The 16,246-nt window shown below is 66.3% G+C and carries 15 protein-coding genes; 12 read left to right on the top strand and 3 right to left on the bottom strand.

From position 1 onward, the window contains the following. Positions 1–362: 362 nt before the first annotated feature. From AZOLI_RS03235 to AZOLI_RS03210, 6 genes are all read left to right on the top strand, one after another. Positions 363–1,148 carry an MlaA family lipoprotein gene (locus tag AZOLI_RS03235; protein ID WP_014247146.1) on the top strand — a complete coding sequence of 262 codons (786 nt, stop codon included), beginning with the start codon at positions 363–365 and terminating at the stop codon, positions 1,146–1,148. Between the two features lie 121 nt (positions 1,149–1,269). Next, complete coding sequence (locus AZOLI_RS03230; RefSeq protein WP_014247145.1) at positions 1,270–1,944, top strand: MlaC/ttg2D family ABC transporter substrate-binding protein; 675 nt, start codon at positions 1,270–1,272, stop codon at positions 1,942–1,944. Positions 1,945–2,141: 197 nt separating this feature from the next. Then, complete coding sequence (locus tag AZOLI_RS03225; protein WP_014247144.1) at positions 2,142–3,638, top strand: pentapeptide repeat-containing protein; 1,497 nt, start codon at positions 2,142–2,144, stop codon at positions 3,636–3,638. Positions 3,639–3,795: 157 nt separating this feature from the next. Beyond that, positions 3,796–3,933 carry a hypothetical protein gene (locus AZOLI_RS03220; RefSeq protein WP_158279272.1) on the top strand — a complete coding sequence of 46 codons (138 nt, stop codon included), beginning with the start codon at positions 3,796–3,798 and terminating at the stop codon, positions 3,931–3,933. 18 nt (positions 3,934–3,951) lie between these two features. Beyond that, a complete protein-coding gene (locus AZOLI_RS30945; RefSeq protein ID WP_014247143.1) occupies positions 3,952–5,550 on the top strand; it encodes a YsnF/AvaK domain-containing protein in 1,599 nt (532 codons plus the stop codon). A gap of 206 nt (positions 5,551–5,756) precedes the next feature. Beyond that, entirely contained in the window at positions 5,757–6,206 is a 450-nt protein-coding gene (locus AZOLI_RS03210; protein ID WP_244442511.1) for a cupin domain-containing protein, read from the top strand. Between the two features lie 78 nt (positions 6,207–6,284). On the opposite strand, the gene ettA is transcribed toward AZOLI_RS03210, so the two are convergent. After that, positions 6,285–7,961, bottom strand: coding sequence for an energy-dependent translational throttle protein EttA (gene ettA, locus AZOLI_RS03205; RefSeq protein WP_014247141.1), 1,677 nt, complete (start codon positions 7,959–7,961; stop codon positions 6,285–6,287). Between the two features lie 162 nt (positions 7,962–8,123). On the opposite strand from ettA, the gene AZOLI_RS03200 reads away from it, so the two are divergent. Next, positions 8,124–8,603 carry a YaiI/YqxD family protein gene (locus AZOLI_RS03200; RefSeq protein ID WP_014247140.1) on the top strand — a complete coding sequence of 160 codons (480 nt, stop codon included), beginning with the start codon at positions 8,124–8,126 and terminating at the stop codon, positions 8,601–8,603. 260 nt (positions 8,604–8,863) lie between these two features. Then, the gene (locus tag AZOLI_RS32255) at positions 8,864–9,367 is read left to right on the top strand and encodes a hypothetical protein (protein WP_014247138.1); all 504 of its coding nucleotides are present in this window, start codon (positions 8,864–8,866) and stop codon (positions 9,365–9,367) included. Between the two features lie 193 nt (positions 9,368–9,560). On the opposite strand, the gene AZOLI_RS03195 is transcribed toward AZOLI_RS32255, so the two are convergent. Then, positions 9,561–9,827: a hypothetical protein gene (locus AZOLI_RS03195; protein ID WP_014247137.1), complete on the bottom strand. Its 267-nt coding sequence runs from the start codon at positions 9,825–9,827 to the stop codon at positions 9,561–9,563. A 155-nt stretch (positions 9,828–9,982) separates the two neighbouring features. After that, complete coding sequence (locus AZOLI_RS03190) at positions 9,983–11,386, bottom strand: FAD-linked oxidase C-terminal domain-containing protein (protein WP_014247136.1); 1,404 nt, start codon at positions 11,384–11,386, stop codon at positions 9,983–9,985. A gap of 342 nt (positions 11,387–11,728) precedes the next feature. Here AZOLI_RS03190 and AZOLI_RS03185 point away from each other — a divergent pair, with 342 nt between their 5' ends. The 4 genes from AZOLI_RS03185 to AZOLI_RS03170 all read left to right on the top strand — a co-directional run bounded on the left by AZOLI_RS03185 (position 11,729) and on the right by AZOLI_RS03170 (position 16,153). Beyond that, positions 11,729–12,784: an ATP-NAD kinase family protein gene (locus tag AZOLI_RS03185; protein WP_014247134.1), complete on the top strand. Its 1,056-nt coding sequence runs from the start codon at positions 11,729–11,731 to the stop codon at positions 12,782–12,784. A 32-nt stretch (positions 12,785–12,816) separates the two neighbouring features. Next, positions 12,817–13,800 carry a thiamine pyrophosphate-dependent dehydrogenase E1 component subunit alpha gene (locus tag AZOLI_RS03180; protein ID WP_014247133.1) on the top strand — a complete coding sequence of 328 codons (984 nt, stop codon included), beginning with the start codon at positions 12,817–12,819 and terminating at the stop codon, positions 13,798–13,800. Positions 13,801–13,837: 37 nt separating this feature from the next. Next, positions 13,838–14,869 (top strand): alpha-ketoacid dehydrogenase subunit beta, encoded by a 1,032-nt coding sequence (locus AZOLI_RS03175; protein ID WP_014247132.1) that lies wholly within the window; start codon positions 13,838–13,840, stop codon positions 14,867–14,869. Positions 14,870–15,028: 159 nt separating this feature from the next. After that, on the top strand, positions 15,029–16,153 hold the full coding sequence (locus AZOLI_RS03170; protein WP_014247131.1) for an acetoin dehydrogenase dihydrolipoyllysine-residue acetyltransferase subunit: 1,125 nt from the start codon (positions 15,029–15,031) through the stop codon (positions 16,151–16,153). Positions 16,154–16,246: the final 93 nt, after the last annotated feature.

Raw genomic sequence — 16,246 nt, 5'->3', positions numbered from 1 at the left:
GTCGTAAACCGCTTTTCGCGGATCGCCGCCATCGACCCTGTCACAGCGGCGCCCCGCGGCCTTTCCCGCGGCCCGGCCCAAGGTCGAAAGCGGCGTCGCACAAGCTCTTCGGCGGTTCTGCGGCAAAGCCGTCACAATCGCCGAGCCGCCGCGCAGGCCGCGACGGCCCGTGCTGGTCAAACCGCAAAGCCTGTGTTAGGTCATGAAACGGTGGAAATTCTGCGATATCTCGCCCAATCTTCCTCCCGACCGCGTAGCCACCTTGCCAAGGTTGAGGACGTCCGCCATCGGAGTCTTCGGTTGTGGACAGGACATGCGGCGACCCGCACCGAGTCGAGCCCACTGATAAAGAGCCGTCGCACATGAAGCTGGCCAGCCTTTCCCGCTCCCTCCTCCGTACGGCCACCGTCGTGGCATTCGCCCTGACGGCAACGGCCTGCGCGACCAACCCGGGCGACTCGGGCGCAACGGAGGCCGCCTATCAGGTCAACGATCCGCTGGAACTCCCCAATCGCTTCGTCTTTGCCGCCAACGAGGCGGCGGACATTCTGGTGATCCGTCCGGCGGCGGAGGTTTACGTCGGCGTCGTGCCCGATCCGGTGCGCGATGCGATCCACAACTTCATCGACAACCTGATGTCGCCGCTCTACATCGCCAACAACCTGCTGCAGGGCAATGTGGAGGGGGCGTCCAACGCCACCGGGCGCTTCCTGACCAACACCATCCTTGGCGTGGGCGGTATCGCCGACGTCGCCACCCAGGCCGGCATCCCGCATGCGCCGGAGGATTTCGGCCAGACGCTGGCGGTGTGGGGCGTGGGTGACGGTCCGTACATCGTGCTGCCGCTGCTGGGCCCGTCGAACCTGCGCGATACCGCCGGCTATGCCGTCGACAGCGTCGGCGATCCGGTTCGCATCTGGGCCTACGGCACCGATCACAAGGGCATGCTGGTTGGCCGCGCCGTCGTCAGCGCCATCGACCGCCGGTCGCAGATTCTCAAGGAGGTCGACGACCTGCGCCGCAACTCGCTGGACTTCTACGCCACCGCGCGCAGCCTGTACCAGCAGCAGCGCCGTGCGGCGATCGCCAACAACAAGGCGTCGGCCGCGCCGGAGTTCCCGGACTATTCCACCCCGCCGAAGCCCTGATCCCGACCGCATGGCTTCTTCCGCCTGCCGGCGCCTTTCCCCGACCGGGACGCGCGCCGGCATGCCGGCCGGACGCCTATGGATTTCGGATCCCCGAGGTCACAGGACCCCCAAAGGCCACATGACCGTTGACAATGCCGCGGCAACCGCCACCTTTCGCCCTACCATGCTGACACGCCGCAAGTTTGTCGCGTGCGCTGCCCTGCTCGCGGTGAGCGGTTGGGCCGGGCACACCCTCATCTCCCCCGCCGCTGCGCAAGGCGCGGACCAGGGAGCCAGCGCGTTCATCCAGAAACTGGGGAACGACGCCATCGCAACCTTCTCGGACAAGAGCCTGTCGCGCGATCAGGCGATCCAGCGCTTCCGCACGCTCCTGTACGCCGGCTTCGACGTGCCGTATATCGGCCGCTGGGTGCTGGGCCGCTACTGGAACAGCGCCAACGAGGCGCAGCGGGCCGAATACCAGAAGCTGTTCGAACAGCTGATCGTTAACACCTATGCCGAGCGTTTCGTCGAATATTCGGGCGAGACCTTCAAGATCACCGGAACCTCCCCGGCCGGTGAAGCGGATACCATGGTGACGACGCAGATCGTCCGCCCCAACGGTCCGCCGGTGAATGTCAGCTGGCGCGTCCGCAAGGCCGGTGCCGATTTCAAGATCATCGACGTGGTGGTGGAGAATGTCAGCATGGGCGTGACCCAGCGGCAGGAGTTCGCCTCCGTCGTCGAGCAGAACGGCGGACGCATCGACGGCCTGATCCAGGCCCTGCGCCAGAAGGTCGGCCGCGCCGGCTGAACCGCCCAACGGCGACTCAACTCAATCGACCAAGGCCGTCTTCCCCGGTGGGAGGCGGCCTTTTCCGTTCCGGGCCCCGGTTCCGCCCGGCAACGGTTGGCACACCGTCGAGAAACCGTGACGCGCCTGTCCGAACGGGCTATCGTTGCGCCGACGCTCCTGTCTTTCGTCATACGGTGGATCCGGGAACCCACGCCATGGCCGAACGCGATCCCAAAGAGGTCGACGAACTCCGGACGATCATCCAGGCGCATCAGGCGTGGCTGAAGCGGCCGTCCAGCGGCCGCCGCGCTGACCTCAGCTTCCGCGACCTGTCGCGGCTGAACCTGGAGCGCGTGTCGCTGGCCGGGGCCAAGCTGGCCGGGGCTAACCTCACTAACACCCGCATGGTGAAGGCCAACCTGTCGCAGGCCGACCTGTTCGGCGCGGACATGGAGGCGGTCAACCTGTCGGGCGCCATCGTGACCGGCGCCGATCTGCGCGGGGCCAACCTGCACCGCGCCCAGCTGACCGACGCCAACCTGCGCGGTGCCGATTTCCGCGCCGGTGAACTGGTCGACAGCGGCGGCACGGACGGCAACCGGACGACCCGCGGCACCGGCACCACCCGGCTGACCGAAGCCAAGATGGAGCGCTCGATCCTGGCCGGCGCCAATTTCAGCGGCTGCGACCTGACCGGCGCCGACCTGAACGATGCCGACCTGACCGGGGCGGAGCTGACGTCGGCCGTGCTGATGGGCACCGATTTCTGCGGGGCCAACCTCGATGGGGCGGTGTTCGGCAACACGGTGATGGACCACGCCACCCTGACCCGCACCTACATCCCCTTCGCCCTGCCGCCCGACGCCATCGTCCAGCCCAACTACACCGCGATGCCGATCGCCGAGTTCCTGGAACTGGTGGAGCGGCATGAACGCTGGGTCGACAGCGGCGGGACCGACGGGGCGCGACTCGACCTCGACCTCGTGTCGGTGGCCGGGGCGGACCTGCATGGCCGCACGCTGGCGGCCGCCCGGCTGCGCCGCTGCCGCCTGCCCGGCGCCCGCCTGACCAAGGCGAGCCTGGAAATGGCGGAGCTGTCCTACATCGACCTGGACGAGGCCGACCTGCGCGAGGCCGTGCTGCGCGGGGCCACCCTGCGCCGCGCCTATCTGGCGCACACGCTGATGAACGGGGTGGATGCCCGGCCGGTGCCTCTGGCCGGCGGCCGCGACTGGCCAGCCAATTTCGAGGGCGCCGACTTCTCCGACGCCGACCTGCGCGACTCCACCATGGGGCCGGCGGTCGTCCGCGGAGCGAATTTCAACAATGCGCTGACGGACCGGTCGGGCATCGACATGCCCAGCGCCTCCAGCCCCTTTCCTCCGCCCCCGCCGGAGGAGCGGCGGCGCCAGAAGCGCTTCGTGCGCCCGGGCATGGTCGTCCACACCGAACATGGCAGCTTCCCCGCTCGGAACTGGTCGGTGGGGGGCCTGTGCCTGCTGGCGGTCAACCAGCCCTATCAGCGCGGCCAGACCTTCCAGGCCCGCGTGGTGCTGGCCGACCGGCAGGAGGTGGCAGCCGTCGCCAACCTCGTGGTGCTGCACCGCGACGAGGAACGCGGCCAGCTGTCCGTCCGCTTCCACCAGTATGGCGACGACCTGAAGGCGCTGCTGAAGACCGCCTTCCTGGAGCATCAGCGGATGGCCGGCTGAGCTGGCGGTTCGATGCATCCGCCCTTGATCGTTTGAAAAGTAAGGATCGTTGAATCCTCGGAACGATCAGGGGGAACGATCCAGGGGCCCTTCTGTTTGAATGGAGCATGCCGGATGGGGGCGCAACCCGCCGGTCCATCCCCGCAAGGAGGCTCCCATGGCAGACGAACAGAAGCCCAGGAAAGTTGGTGTGTATGACACCGTGACCGGAGCAGGAAGCGCCGGGATGAACTGGATGTGGATCATCCTCGGTCTGATCGTGGTCGCGATCGTCCTCTACCTCCTGTTCCGCTGACCGGCGGCGCCAGCCGCCATGACAGCCGAGAAAGAACCGTCCCCCGACAGCGGCGATGCGGTCATTCCCCTGCACGACGAGTCGATGACCGTCGACAAGCAGCGGGTTGAGCGAAGCCGTGTCCGGGTGACCACCCGTGTTTCCGAACGGGAGGAACTGGTCCGCGAAGCGCTGGAGCAGGAAGAGGCCACTGTCACCCGCATCCCGATCGACCGCGAGATCGACGCCCATCCCGGCATCCGCCAGGAGGGCGACGTTACCGTGATCCCGCTGGTCGAGGAGGTTCTGGTGGTGGAACGGCGGCTGGTGCTGCGCGAAGAGCTGCACATCCGCAAGAGCCGGCGGACCATCGACGTCGAGCAGCCGGTCACGCTGCGTTCCCAAGAGGCGGTGGTGGAGCGCGTTACAGCCCCGCCCTCCCCCAAACCGAATTCGTCCCCCGATTTCGTCCGAGGAGTAAAGCCGATGACCAAAACCATCGTCGCCCTCTACGACCACCGATCCGACGCCGAGACCGCATCCCGCGACCTGCAGGCCACCGGATTCGAAACCAGCGCCATCGAAATCCTGTCCCATTCCGACCTGACCGGCGGCGGATGGAGCGGCAGCGACACCACCGGGCTCGGCACCACCACCGGCGATTCGTCGGTCGGCGCCGCCGGCGGCATGGCCCGTACCGACCTGTCCACCGGCTATGTCGCGTCGCCCAACACCGTGCCCGGCAGCAGCATGGGCACCGGGCTGGGAGCCGGGGCCGGGGCCGGGATGGGCGCCGGGATGGGCGCCGGGATGGGTGCGACCACCGGCACGACGGCCGGCGGCATCCTCACCCGCCTGTCGGGCTGGGGCGTCCCCAATCAGGACGCGCAGGTCTACGCCGAAGGTGTGCGCCGCGGCGGCTCGCTGTTGAAGCTGCAGTTGGACGAGGATGATGTCGACCGCGCCATGGAGGTGCTGGAGCGCGGCAACGTGGTGGATGTCGAGGAACGCGGCACCGCCTATCGCAACTCCGGCTGGACCGGCTTCGACGAGAGCGCAGACTATTACGACGACAGCACGGCCGAGGAGGAACGGCTGCGCTATTCGCCCGGCCGCACCCCCGTCGACACCACGGGTACGGGTACCGGCGCCGGCTTGACCGGAGCCGCCGCCGCCATGCGCGACGTCAACGCCGACAGCACCCGCAGCGGCAGCTCCGAACGGGAAGAGCAGATCCCAGTCGTCGAGGAACAGGTCAACATCGGCAAGCGCAGCGTCGAGCGCGGCGGCGTCCGCGTCCGCAGCTATGTCGTCGAGACGCCCGTCGAGGAGCAGGTGCGCCTGCGCGACGAGACCGTCACCGTCGAACGCCGCCCCGGCGGCATGGCGGAGGGCAGCGCCGACGTGCCGGCCGACGCCTTCCGCGAGCGCACCATCGAGGTGACGGAGACCGACGAGGAAGCGGTGGTCAGCAAGACCGCCCATGTCCGCGAGACGGTCGTGGTCCGCAAGGATGTCGAGGAACGCGCCCAGAGCGTGCGCGACACCGTGCGCCGCACCGAGGTGGAGATCGAGGACACGCGGGACGACAAGACCACCGACCGCCGCACCGACCGGACAGACGATGTGACGCGCTGACTGGCCGGACATCGGCGGCAGGGTGGAGGAGGGACAAACGCGCATTGGTTGCGTCATCTCCATTCATGCGACCAATTGCGCAGTTAACGACTGGATGAACATCTCTATCGTGTATCGGTAGCAGATCGCACTCTGCGATTCCGTTTCCGCTACCGGAGAGTTTGCCCATCATGTCTCGGTCCCCCGTCCACCCCCGCCGCCCTCCGGTGGCCGGCCTGCTCGCCGGCTTGCTCGCGGGGGGTCTGGCTGGTTCATGCCTGCTGTCATCCGCACAGGCGCAGACCACTTCCAGCCAACCCGCCGCCACACCGGTCCCGCGATCCACCCCGCTGCTGCAGACGGAGACCAACTCCAACGGCACGCCCATCGTCTATCCGAAGGGTACGCCCCAGGTCACCGCGCGCATCACCGAGATACCGCCCGGTGCGCGCACCGGCGTGCATACCCATCAGATCCCGCTGTTCGTCTACATTCTGGGCGGCACGCTGACGATCCGGGGCGAAGCCGGCGAAAGCACGGTCTACAAGGAAGGTGACGCGTATATGGAGCGCACCGACTGGCATGAAGGCATCAATGAAGGCAGCGAGCCAGTTCGGCTGCTGGCCGTCTATCCCGGCGAAGTTGGGACGCCGCTGTCGGTCAAGCGCGGCAACTGACCGCGCCAATGAAAAGGGGCCACCGGTCGGTCAGACCGGCGGCCCCTTTTCCGCTCGGGAGGGAAGCCCCTCTATCCGTTAGCCGCGCACCAGCGGCTTGTACTTGATGCGGTGCGGCTGGTCGGCGTCGGCACCCAGGCGGCGCTTCTTGTCGGCCTCGTAGTCCTGGAAGTTGCCTTCGAACCATTCGACGTGGCTTTCGCCCTCGAAGGCCAGGATGTGGGTGGCGATGCGGTCGAGGAACCAGCGATCGTGGCTGATGACCACGGCGCAGCCGGCGAAGCTCTGCAGCGCGTCTTCCAGCGCCCGCAGCGTATCGACGTCCAGGTCGTTGGTCGGTTCGTCGAGCAGCAGGACGTTGGCGCCGGACTTCAGCATCTTGGCGAGGTGGACGCGGTTGCGCTCACCGCCCGACAGCTGGCCGACCTTCTTCTGCTGGTCGGGACCGCGGAAGTTGAAGCTGGAGACATAGGCGCGGCTGGGCATGGTCTTCTTGCCCAGTTCCACCAGATCCAGCCCGTCGGAGATCTCCTCCCACACCGTCTTCTTGGCGTCGAGGCTGTCGCGGCTCTGATCGACATAGCCCAGCTTCACCGTGTCGCCGACGCGGAAGGTGCCGGCATCCGGCCCATCCTGCCCGGTGATCATGCGGAACAGCGTGGTCTTGCCGGCGCCGTTCGGGCCGATGACGCCGACGATGCCGCCCGGCGGCAGGCGGAAGGACAGGCCGTCGATCAGCAGGCGGTCGCCGAAGCCCTTGGAGATGTTCTCCGCCTCGATGACGACGTTGCCGAGCCGCGGCGGCACCGGAATGACGATCCGCGTCTCGCCGCCCTGCTCCTTGGCGCTTTCGGCCAGCAGCGTCTCGTAGGCGGTGATACGCGCCTTGCTCTTGGCCTGACGGGCGCGCGGGCTCTGGCGAATCCATTCCAGTTCGGTCGCCAGCTGCTTCTGGCGGGCTTCCTCCTGGCGGCCTTCCTGTTCCAGGCGCTTCTGCTTCTGCTCCAGCCAGGACGAATAGTTGCCTTCCCACGGAATGCCCGACCCGCGGTCGAGTTCGAGGATCCAGCCGGTGACGCTGTCCAGGAAATAGCGGTCGTGGGTGACCAGGACGACGGTGCCCTTGTAGTCCTCCAGGTGCTTCTGCAGCCAGGCGACCGATTCGGCGTCGAGGTGGTTGGTCGGCTCGTCGAGCAGCAGCAGGTCGGGCTTTTCCAACAGCAGCTTGCAGAGCGCGACGCGCCGCCGCTCACCGCCCGACAGCTTGGTCACGTCGGCGTCGCCCGGCGGGCAGCGCAGAGCGTCCATGGCGATCTCGACCGTGCGGTCGATATCCCAGGCGTCCGCCGCGTCGATCTTCTCCTGCAGCTCGCCCTGTTCGGCCAGCAGCGCGTCGAAATCGGCGTCGGGATCGGCCATCAGGTTCGACACTTCGTTGAAGCGGTCGAGCAGCGCCTTCGTCTCCTTCAGCGCCTCCATGACGTTTTCCTGGACGTTCTTGGTCGGGTCCAGCTGCGGCTCCTGCGAGAGGTAGCCGACCTTGGCGCCCTCGGCCGCCCAGGCCTCGCCGGAGTAGTCCTTGTCCAGACCGGCCATGATCTTCATCAGGGTCGACTTACCGGCGCCGTTGACGCCGAGCACGCCGATCTTCACACCCGGCAGGAACGACAGCCAGATGTTGTCGAGAACCTTCTTGCCGCCAGGATAGACCTTGCTCAGGCCCTTCATGACATAGACATACTGGTAGGACGCCATGCGCCGCTCCGACCTTCCGAAAAGATGTGAGAATTGGCGCCGCCCCTGCCTTCCGGTTCCACGGCACCCTGTCGCTAGGGTCCGGTTTTAGCGCATAAGGGCCTTGCATGAAACCTTGTTGAGCCGATCCGCGGAGATCGGGCGGTATCCGGAGGAAAAGGATTGGTCAGCCCCAAGGTCGAAATCTACGTCGATGCCGACGCCTGCCCGGTCAAGGCCGAGGTCTACAAGGTTGCCGGTCGAACCGGCTGCAAAGTGTGGCTGGTCGCCAACGCGCCGCTCCGCCTGCCGACGGAGTGCATGGCCGAACTGGTGGTGGTCAGTGACGGCTTCGACGCCGCCGACAACTGGATCGCCGAACAGGCCGGCCCGACCGACATCGTGGTGACCGCCGACATCCAGCTGGCCGACCGCTGCGTGAAGCGGAACGCGGTGGTGATCGGCCCGACCGGGCGCCCCTTCACACCGGACAGCGTCGGCTCGGCGCTCGCCACCCGCGCGCTGATGCAGGATTTGCGCGACATGGGCGTGGTCAGCGGCGGCAACGCGCCGATGAGCCAGCGCGACAAGTCGCAGTTCCTCCAGACGCTGGACCAGGCGGTGCAGGCGCTGAAGGCGGGGCGGCGGCCGAAGTTCCGGTGAGGATTGTGCGGCGGCAGAAATGCCGCTGCCACGGTCCACACGACGTATCGCAATCGAAGCGCAGGTGTTGTTTCCGCCCGCAAACGATTCGGGCGGCCATTTCGCCGATCCGGGTGCATTTTCAGAATTGAATAAAATCATTCATATGCATGTATACTATTTTCGATTTTTTACTTTATTTGAATCAATTTGTTCATGGATATCCCCATACCTAAAACCACATGATGGATTTATCAGAAGCTGATAAGAGATAATATAAAATGGTCACTTACTCACCCGCTCCCTACAATTCATTCGATGTGACCGAACCAGTCTCCAAGCCAATCATCGTTGGGTATGCTTACTCGTTCACCATAAACAATGAATTCGATCGGGAAATCTCGTACGATTTCACCAAACTCATCAAACGCGCAGCTGTGTCTCCAAAGGAGCTATACACGCCCGCATCAGGCATAATCCATCCAGCCCGAAGCGCATTTGTCAAGTTCGATACCCCCCCGGATTTGATCGAATACGACAAGGTTCATCTTTTGACGGTAAAGAATATTGGGATCGACTTCTGGTTTTGGACGAAACACGGCCTTCTAAAAGACTATCAATTCATCAATATCATTGTTGGAAACGGCGTGATCGAAGTCGCAGACACCAGCAAGGAACAAACGATTATAGTTGGAGAGTTTGCAATAAACCTGAGCGCCTCGAAAAAAATCTACGATACCAATCGTGTTGAAATCAATATCCTGCACGCCAGTCAAACCCGGTAAATGCCGGATCGGCAACCCAATCCGAAAGAACTGGGGATGAAACCCGTCAAAGCAGCGCATCCCTTGCTCGGCTGGATAATCGACGAACAGGTCTCGTCGGCAGCCAGCAGGCTGTAGATAGGAAATGCGAAGGCCCGATCCCAAGCGGAACCGGGCCTTCTTGCTGTATGGATCTGCTCCACCGGCTCGGCGCTCACTCCCAGCCGGCAACCTTCTCGCAAGCCTTGCGGGCTTCGGGATTGGCCTTTTCCCACTGGGTGATGGTGCGCGTCTCGTTGTTGTCCATCTTGTCGTTCATACAGACGCAGTATTTGTTCACGACGGATTCCGGGACCTTGGCGTCGGCGTTGTCCTTCATGCACTGGGCGATCCATTTCGCGTTGTCGTCCGCCAGGGCGGGCGCCCCTGCGGACAGCAGGCCGAGCGACAGGATGCCAAAAGCGAGTGCGGCGAACTTCATGACCGGGCTCCACATTGGGCGGCGCAACGGGATGGTCGCGCCGCGCCGGTAATCGGCGATCCCAATAGTAGAAGCGATAACAACCACCCGACAAGAACAGGCTAGCCCTTAAGAGGTAGGGCGTATTTCATAGGCACTCGAAGACTTGCTTGTGATCAGACCCGCACCACCTTGCCCGGATTCAGCAGGTTGTCCGGGTCGAAGGCGCGCTTCAGGTCGCCCATGACGTTGAACGCTTCGCCGGTCTCCTGTTCCAGGAACGCCATCTTGCCGTAGCCGATGCCATGTTCGCCGGTGCAGGTGCCGCCCATCTCCAGCGCGCGCGTCACCATCTTGTCGGCAAGGCGCTGGGCCTCGGCCAACTCGGCCGGATTCTCCGGGTCGAGGACATAGACGAGGTGGAAGTTGCCGTCGCCGACATGGCCGACCATCGGGGCCAGCATGTTGGACTCGGCCAAATCCTGCTTGGTCTCCAGGATGCAGTCGGCAAGCCGCGAGATCGGCACGCAGACGTCGGTCGGCCAGCCCTTCGATCCCGGACGCAGGGCCAGCGCCGCGTAATAGGCATCGTGCCGGGCCTGCCACAGCTTGGACCGGTCCTCCGGCCGGGTGGCCCAGGCGAACTCCAGGCCGCCATGCTCGGCGGCGATGGCGGCCACCATCTCCGCCTGCTCCTTCACCCCGGCCTCGGTGCCGTGGAATTCGAAGAACAGGGTGGGCGCCACGGCGTAGTCGAGCTTGGAGTATTTGTTGACCGCGTCGATCTGCACCTCGTCCAGCAACTCGATGCGGGCGACGGGCACGCCGACCTGGATGGTCTGGATCACGGTGTCGACCGCGCCCTTGATGGTCGGGAAGGCGCAGACGGCGGACGAGATGGCTTCCGGAATGCCGTAAAGCTTCAGCGTCACCTCGGTGATGATGCCGAGCGTGCCTTCGGACCCCACGAACAGCCGGGTCAGGTCATAGCCGGCCGCCGACTTGCGCGCCCGCCCGCCGGTCTTGATGACGCGGCCGTCGGCCAGCACCACCGTCAGGCCCAGGACGTTCTCGCGCATGGTGCCGTAGCGGACGGCGTTGGTGCCGCTGGCCCTGGTCGCCGACATGCCGCCGAGAGAGGCGTTGGCGCCGGGATCGATGGGGAAGAACAGGCCGGTGTCGCGCAGATGCTCGTTCAGCTGCTTGCGGGTCACGCCGGCCTGGACGGTGACGTCCAGATCCTCCGGGCTGACGCGCAGGATCTGCTGCATGCCCGACAGGTCGATGGTGATGCCGCCGGCCAGCGCCGCGATGCCGCCCTCCAGCGAGGTGCCGGTGCCGAAGGGGATGATCGGCAGCTTGTGCTTCGCGCAGATCTTGACGATCCCGCTGACCTCTTCGGTCGAATTGGCGAAGGCGACGCCGTCCGGCGGGAAGGGCGTGTGATAGGACTCGTCCTTGCCGTGATGCTCGCGAACTGGCAGGGAGGTGGTGAACCGGTCGCCCAGCAGAGCCGTCAGCTCGGCCCGAGCCTCCTCGGTCAGGGCCGCGCGCGGCTGGGTGGTGGCGATGACGGTCATGAGTGTTGTCCTCCCCGGTCGATGATCATTGGGATCGTTCATTGGTATGACCAAACGAAGCTAAAGCGGCGGGCGAACGCTTGGCAAGACGGGCGATGCGCAGGGGTGGAATGCCGGGTTGCCACAGGTTGGCTCCAGATCTATCGCAAGCCGCCACACCTGTTGCACCGGCGGCGCAACAGTCCGTGCAACACCTGTTGCAACGCCCCACCCCAGCGCATCACCCCAACCGTTGATAATCAAGAAAATCCGCTGAACTGGCCATCTGGCACAGCGGTTGCTCTTACCCCTTCGAACCGCGCGTCGATCAACGGCGCGCCGCAACGAGGGGGAGGCGCAATCTTGGCTCCGGTCGTCGGCATCGTCGCCAATCCGGTTTCGGCCCGCGATATCCGCCGGGTCGTCGCCAACGCCACCAGCCTGCAGATCGCCGACCGGGCGAACATCCTGCTGCGGGTGCTGGCGGCGCTGCATGCCTGCGGGGTGCGTGACGTCCTGATGATGCCGGAGAATGGCGGCATCCGCGCCCATGTCGAACGCGGCATGATGCGGGCGAGAGCGCGCGGCGAGGACATCTACCCCGCCCTCCACACCGTCTCCATGCCGGTCACCGGCACCGTCGCCGACACCCACAGCGCCACGGCCGAGATGCGGCGGGCCGGCGTCTCGGCCCTGGTGGTGCTGGGCGGCGACGGCACCCACCGGGCGGTGGCGGCGGAATGCGGGACGGTGCCCATCGCCGGCATCTCCACCGGCACCAACAACGCCTTCCCCGAACATCGCGAGCCGACGATCACCGGGCTCGCCACCGGGCTGGCGGTAACCGGCCGGGTGCCGCCGCACATCGCCTTCGCCGCCAACAAGCGCATCGATGTCTCGCTCAACGGCGGTGCCGTCACCGACATGGCGCTGGTCGACGTGGCGCTGGTGACGGAGCGCTACATCGGCGCCCGCGCCCTGTGGCGAACCGAGAATTTCCGCGAACTCTACGTCACCTTCGCCGACCCCGAGGTGATCGGCATGTCGGCCATCGCCGGCCTGCTGGAACCCGTCGGCCGCGACGAGAGCGGCGGCCTGATGGTTCGCCTGTCGCCGGACGGCGACTGCCGCAAGAACACCACCACGCTCCACGCCCCCATCGCGCCGGGAATGATGGCCCGGGTCGGCATCACCGACTGGCGCCGCATGCCGGCCGACGTGGCCTTCGTGCCGGAAGTCGCCGCCGGCTCCATCGCGCTGGATGGCGAACGCGAACTGTCCTTCTCCGAACGCGACCGTCTGTCCCTGACGCTCCGGGACGACGCCTTCCGCACGGTCAACGTCGCCGCGGTGATGCGGCACGCTGGCCAGAACCGGCTGCTGACCGGCACCCCGGTGCCCGTCACGGCCGCTTTCTAAACTCCAAATACAATCCAGGGAGAAAACACCTCATGGCCCAGAATCCCTTCCCCCTCGGCAAGGACGAGCTGCTGAAGGCCTACCGCACCATGCGGACGATCCGCGAGTTCGAGGAGCGGCTGCACGTCGATTTCGCCAAGGGCGACATCCCCGGCTTCGTCCACCTCTATGCCGGTGAGGAGGCCTGCGCCACCGGCATCATGATGCACCTGAACGACAACGACCGCATCGCCTCCACCCACCGCGGCCACGGCCACTGCATCGCCAAGGGCGTCGACGTCCACGCGATGATGGCGGAGATCTACGGCCGCAGCACCGGCGCCTGCCGCGGCAAGGGCGGGTCGATGCACATCGCCGACCTGTCCAAGGGCATGATGGGCGCCAACGGCATCCTCGGCGCCGGCGCGCCGCTGATCTGCGGCGCCGCGCTGGCGGCCAAGGTGCGCGGCGACCGCGGCGTCGGCATCACCTTCGTCGGCGACGGCGCGTCGAACCAGGGCACCTTCCTGGAGAGCCTGAACCTCGCCGCGGTGTGGAACCTGCCGGTGGTCTTCGTGGTGGAGAACAACGGCTATGCCGAATCCACCGCGATGGAATGGGCAGTGTCCTGCGACAGCTATGTCGACCGCGCCACCGGCTTCGGCATGCCGGGCGTCACGGTGGACGGCACCGACTTCTTCGCGGTGTACGAGGCGGCCGGCGAGATCATCCGCCGCGCCCGCGACGGCGGCGGCCCGGCCCTGCTGGAATGCAACATGGTCCGCTTCTACGGCCATTTCGAAGGCGACGCCCAGACCTATCGCGCCAAGGGCGAGTTGGAGGCGATCCGCGCCTCCCGCGACTGCCTGACCATCCTGTCGGAACGGGTGATCGAGGCCGGGGTGATCGGCCGCGACGAGTTGCAGGCCATCGACCGCGAAGTGAACGCGCTGATCGAGGACGCTACGCGCGCCGCCAAGGCCGCCCCGCTGCCGGTGCCGGAAGACCTGCTCCGCGACGTTTACGTCGCCTACTGAGCCAATCCAATAAACGCGAAACGCGCGGAGGAAACACATGTCCCGCAAGATCAGCATGAAGCAGGCGATCAACGAGGCCCTGGACCTGGAGATGCGCCGCGACCCCACCGTCATCGTCATGGGCGAGGACATCGTCGGCGGCACCGGCGCCCACGGCGAGGACGACGCCTGGGGCGGCGTGCTGGGCGTCACCAAGGGTCTGTACGCCAAGCATGGCAACCGGCTGATGGACACGCCGCTGTCGGAATCCGCCTATATCGGCGCGGCCATCGGCGCCGCCGCCTGCGGGCTGCGGCCGGTGGCGGAGCTGATGTTCCTCGACTTCATGGGCGTCTGCTTCGACCAGATCTTCAACCAGGCTGCAAAGTTCCGCTACATGTTCGGCGGCAAGGCGGAGACGCCGGTGGTGATCCGCGGCATGGTCGGCGCCGGCTTCCGCGCCGCCGCCCAGCATTCGCAGATGCTCACCCCGCTGTTCACCCATATTCCGGGGCTGAAGGTGGTCTGCCCCAGCAACGCCTATGACGCCAAGGGCCTGCTGATCCAGTCGATCCGCGACAACGATCCCGTCATCTTCTGCGAACACAAGAACCTCTACGGCCTGGAATGCGAGGTCCCGGCGGAGAGCTACGCCATTCCCTTCGGCGAGGCGAATGTGCTGCGCGACGGCGACGACGTGACCATCGTCAGCTATGGCCTGACCGTCCACCGCGCGATGGAGGCGGCCACGGCGCTGGCGAAGGACGGCACCGAGGCGGAGGTGATCGACCTGCGCACCCTGTCACCCATCGATTGGGACACCATCGTCGAGAGCGTGGAGCGCACCGGCCGGCTGGTGGTGGTGGACGAGGCGCATCCGCGCTGCAACCTCGCCACCGACATCGCCGCCTTCGTCGGCCAGAACGCCTTCGGGGCGCTGAAGGCCGGGGTGCAGATGGTGAGCGCGCCGCATACGCCGGTGCCCTTCGCGCCGTCGCTGGAGGATCTGTACGTGCCCAGCGCCGACAGCATCGCCGCCGCCGCGCGGCGTACCCTGTCGCCCAAGGGGGCGCGCAGCATCGCGGCGTGAGGTAAGCGCAAGCCTTTGCCCCCTCCCTAACCCTCCCCCGCTTAGGCGGGAGAGGGAACTCCGCCGCTCTGGCGATTACTCCCTCTCCCGCGAAGCGGGGGAGGGCTGGGGAGGGGGCATCCCTAGCAAAGCAAGAAATTCCCCAGGAGACCGAGTTCCATGTTGAACGAGCGCATCAAGCCCATCGTCATGCCGAAATGGGGCCTGTCCATGTCGGAGGGCAAGGTCACCGGCTGGCTGAAGCGGCCGGGGTCAACCATCTCCATCGGCGATGAGTTGCTGGAGGTCGAGACCGACAAGATCACTAACGTGGTCGAGGCGGGAGAGACCGGCGTGCTGCGCCGGGTGCTGGGCGAACCCGGCACCGTCTATCCGGTCAAGGCGCTGATCGCCGTGCTGGCCGAGCCCGACGTGCCGGACGACGACATCGACGCCTTCATCAGCGCCTATGCCGTCCCGGCCAGCGAAGACGACGGCGAGGCGGATGCCGGCCCGCAATACCACACCGCCGAGACCCCAGCCGGCACCATCCGCTACGCCAAACGTGGCGAGACCGGGCCGACCGTCCTGCTGGTCCACGGCTTCGGCGGCGACCTCGACAACTGGCTGTTCACCATCGACGCGCTGGCGGAAAGCGCCACCGTCTACGCGCTCGACCTGCCCGGCCATGGGCAATCCACCAAGCAGATCGCCGATCCCAGCCTGTCCGGCCTGTCGCAGGCGGTGCTGGGCTTCCTCGACAGTGTCGGGGTGGAGCGCGCCCATTTCGTCGGCCATTCCATGGGCGGTGCAGTGTCGATGCGCACGGCGCTCGACGCGCCGGGCCGGGTGGCGTCGCTGTCGCTGATCGCGTCGGCCGGGCTGGGTGAGCAAATCGACAACGGCTATATCCAGGGCTTCGTCGGTGCGACATCCCGCCGCGACCTGAAACCGGTGCTGGAGACGCTGTTCGCCGACCGTGGCCTTGTCAGCCGCCAGATGGTTGACGACCTGTTGAAATACAAGCGGCTGGACGGCGTGGACGAGGCGCTGCGGGCGCTTTCGGCGTCGCTGTTCTCCGACGGCCGGCAGGCCAGCGTGCTGGCATCCGGGATCGCCGACGCCAGGACGCCGACGCTCGTCGTCTGGGGCGAGGAGGACCGCGTCATCCCCGCCGACCACGCCCAGGCTCTGGCGAACACGGCACAGGTCGCCGTGATCCCCGGCGCCGGCCACATGGTGCAGATGGAGGCGGCCGGCAAAGTGAACGCGCTGCTGAAGGGCCACATCGCCAAGGCGGACTGAGGAGGCCGGCCCCCTTCCCGCCCCCTTTTCCCGGTTCCCGAACCCCTCGCCACCGGCGCGCAGGCTGTCCGCCAGCGCGCCGGCAGGAGACAG

This window comes from Azospirillum lipoferum 4B (genome assembly GCF_000283655.1).
Lineage (GTDB): Bacteria > Pseudomonadota > Alphaproteobacteria > Azospirillales > Azospirillaceae > Azospirillum > Azospirillum lipoferum_C.
The sequence above is the reverse complement of the archived record's forward strand: the minus strand, read 5'-3'. Positions and strand labels throughout refer to the sequence as shown.

What these genes read in the sequence shown, in the direction of transcription:
- AZOLI_RS03175 (WP_014247132.1), top strand. Translation starts at nt 13,838, where the DNA reads ATGTCCCGCAAGATCAGCATGAAGCAGGCGATCAACGAGGCCCTGGAC.
- AZOLI_RS03180 (WP_014247133.1), top strand. Translation starts at nt 12,817, where the DNA reads ATGGCCCAGAATCCCTTCCCCCTCGGCAAGGACGAGCTGCTGAAGGCC.
- AZOLI_RS32255 (WP_014247138.1), top strand. Translation starts at nt 8,864, where the DNA reads ATGGTCACTTACTCACCCGCTCCCTACAATTCATTCGATGTGACCGAA.
- AZOLI_RS30945 (WP_014247143.1), top strand. Translation starts at nt 3,952, where the DNA reads ATGACAGCCGAGAAAGAACCGTCCCCCGACAGCGGCGATGCGGTCATT.
- AZOLI_RS03230 (WP_014247145.1), top strand. Translation starts at nt 1,270, where the DNA reads ATGACCGTTGACAATGCCGCGGCAACCGCCACCTTTCGCCCTACCATG.
- AZOLI_RS03195 (WP_014247137.1), bottom strand. Translation starts at nt 9,827, where the DNA reads ATGAAGTTCGCCGCACTCGCTTTTGGCATCCTGTCGCTCGGCCTGCTG.
- AZOLI_RS03170 (WP_014247131.1), top strand. Translation starts at nt 15,029, where the DNA reads ATGTTGAACGAGCGCATCAAGCCCATCGTCATGCCGAAATGGGGCCTG.
- AZOLI_RS03235 (WP_014247146.1), top strand. Translation starts at nt 363, where the DNA reads ATGAAGCTGGCCAGCCTTTCCCGCTCCCTCCTCCGTACGGCCACCGTC.
- AZOLI_RS03220 (WP_158279272.1), top strand. Translation starts at nt 3,796, where the DNA reads ATGGCAGACGAACAGAAGCCCAGGAAAGTTGGTGTGTATGACACCGTG.
- AZOLI_RS03190 (WP_014247136.1), bottom strand. Translation starts at nt 11,386, where the DNA reads ATGACCGTCATCGCCACCACCCAGCCGCGCGCGGCCCTGACCGAGGAG.
- AZOLI_RS03225 (WP_014247144.1), top strand. Translation starts at nt 2,142, where the DNA reads ATGGCCGAACGCGATCCCAAAGAGGTCGACGAACTCCGGACGATCATC.
- ettA (WP_014247141.1), bottom strand. Translation starts at nt 7,961, where the DNA reads ATGGCGTCCTACCAGTATGTCTATGTCATGAAGGGCCTGAGCAAGGTC.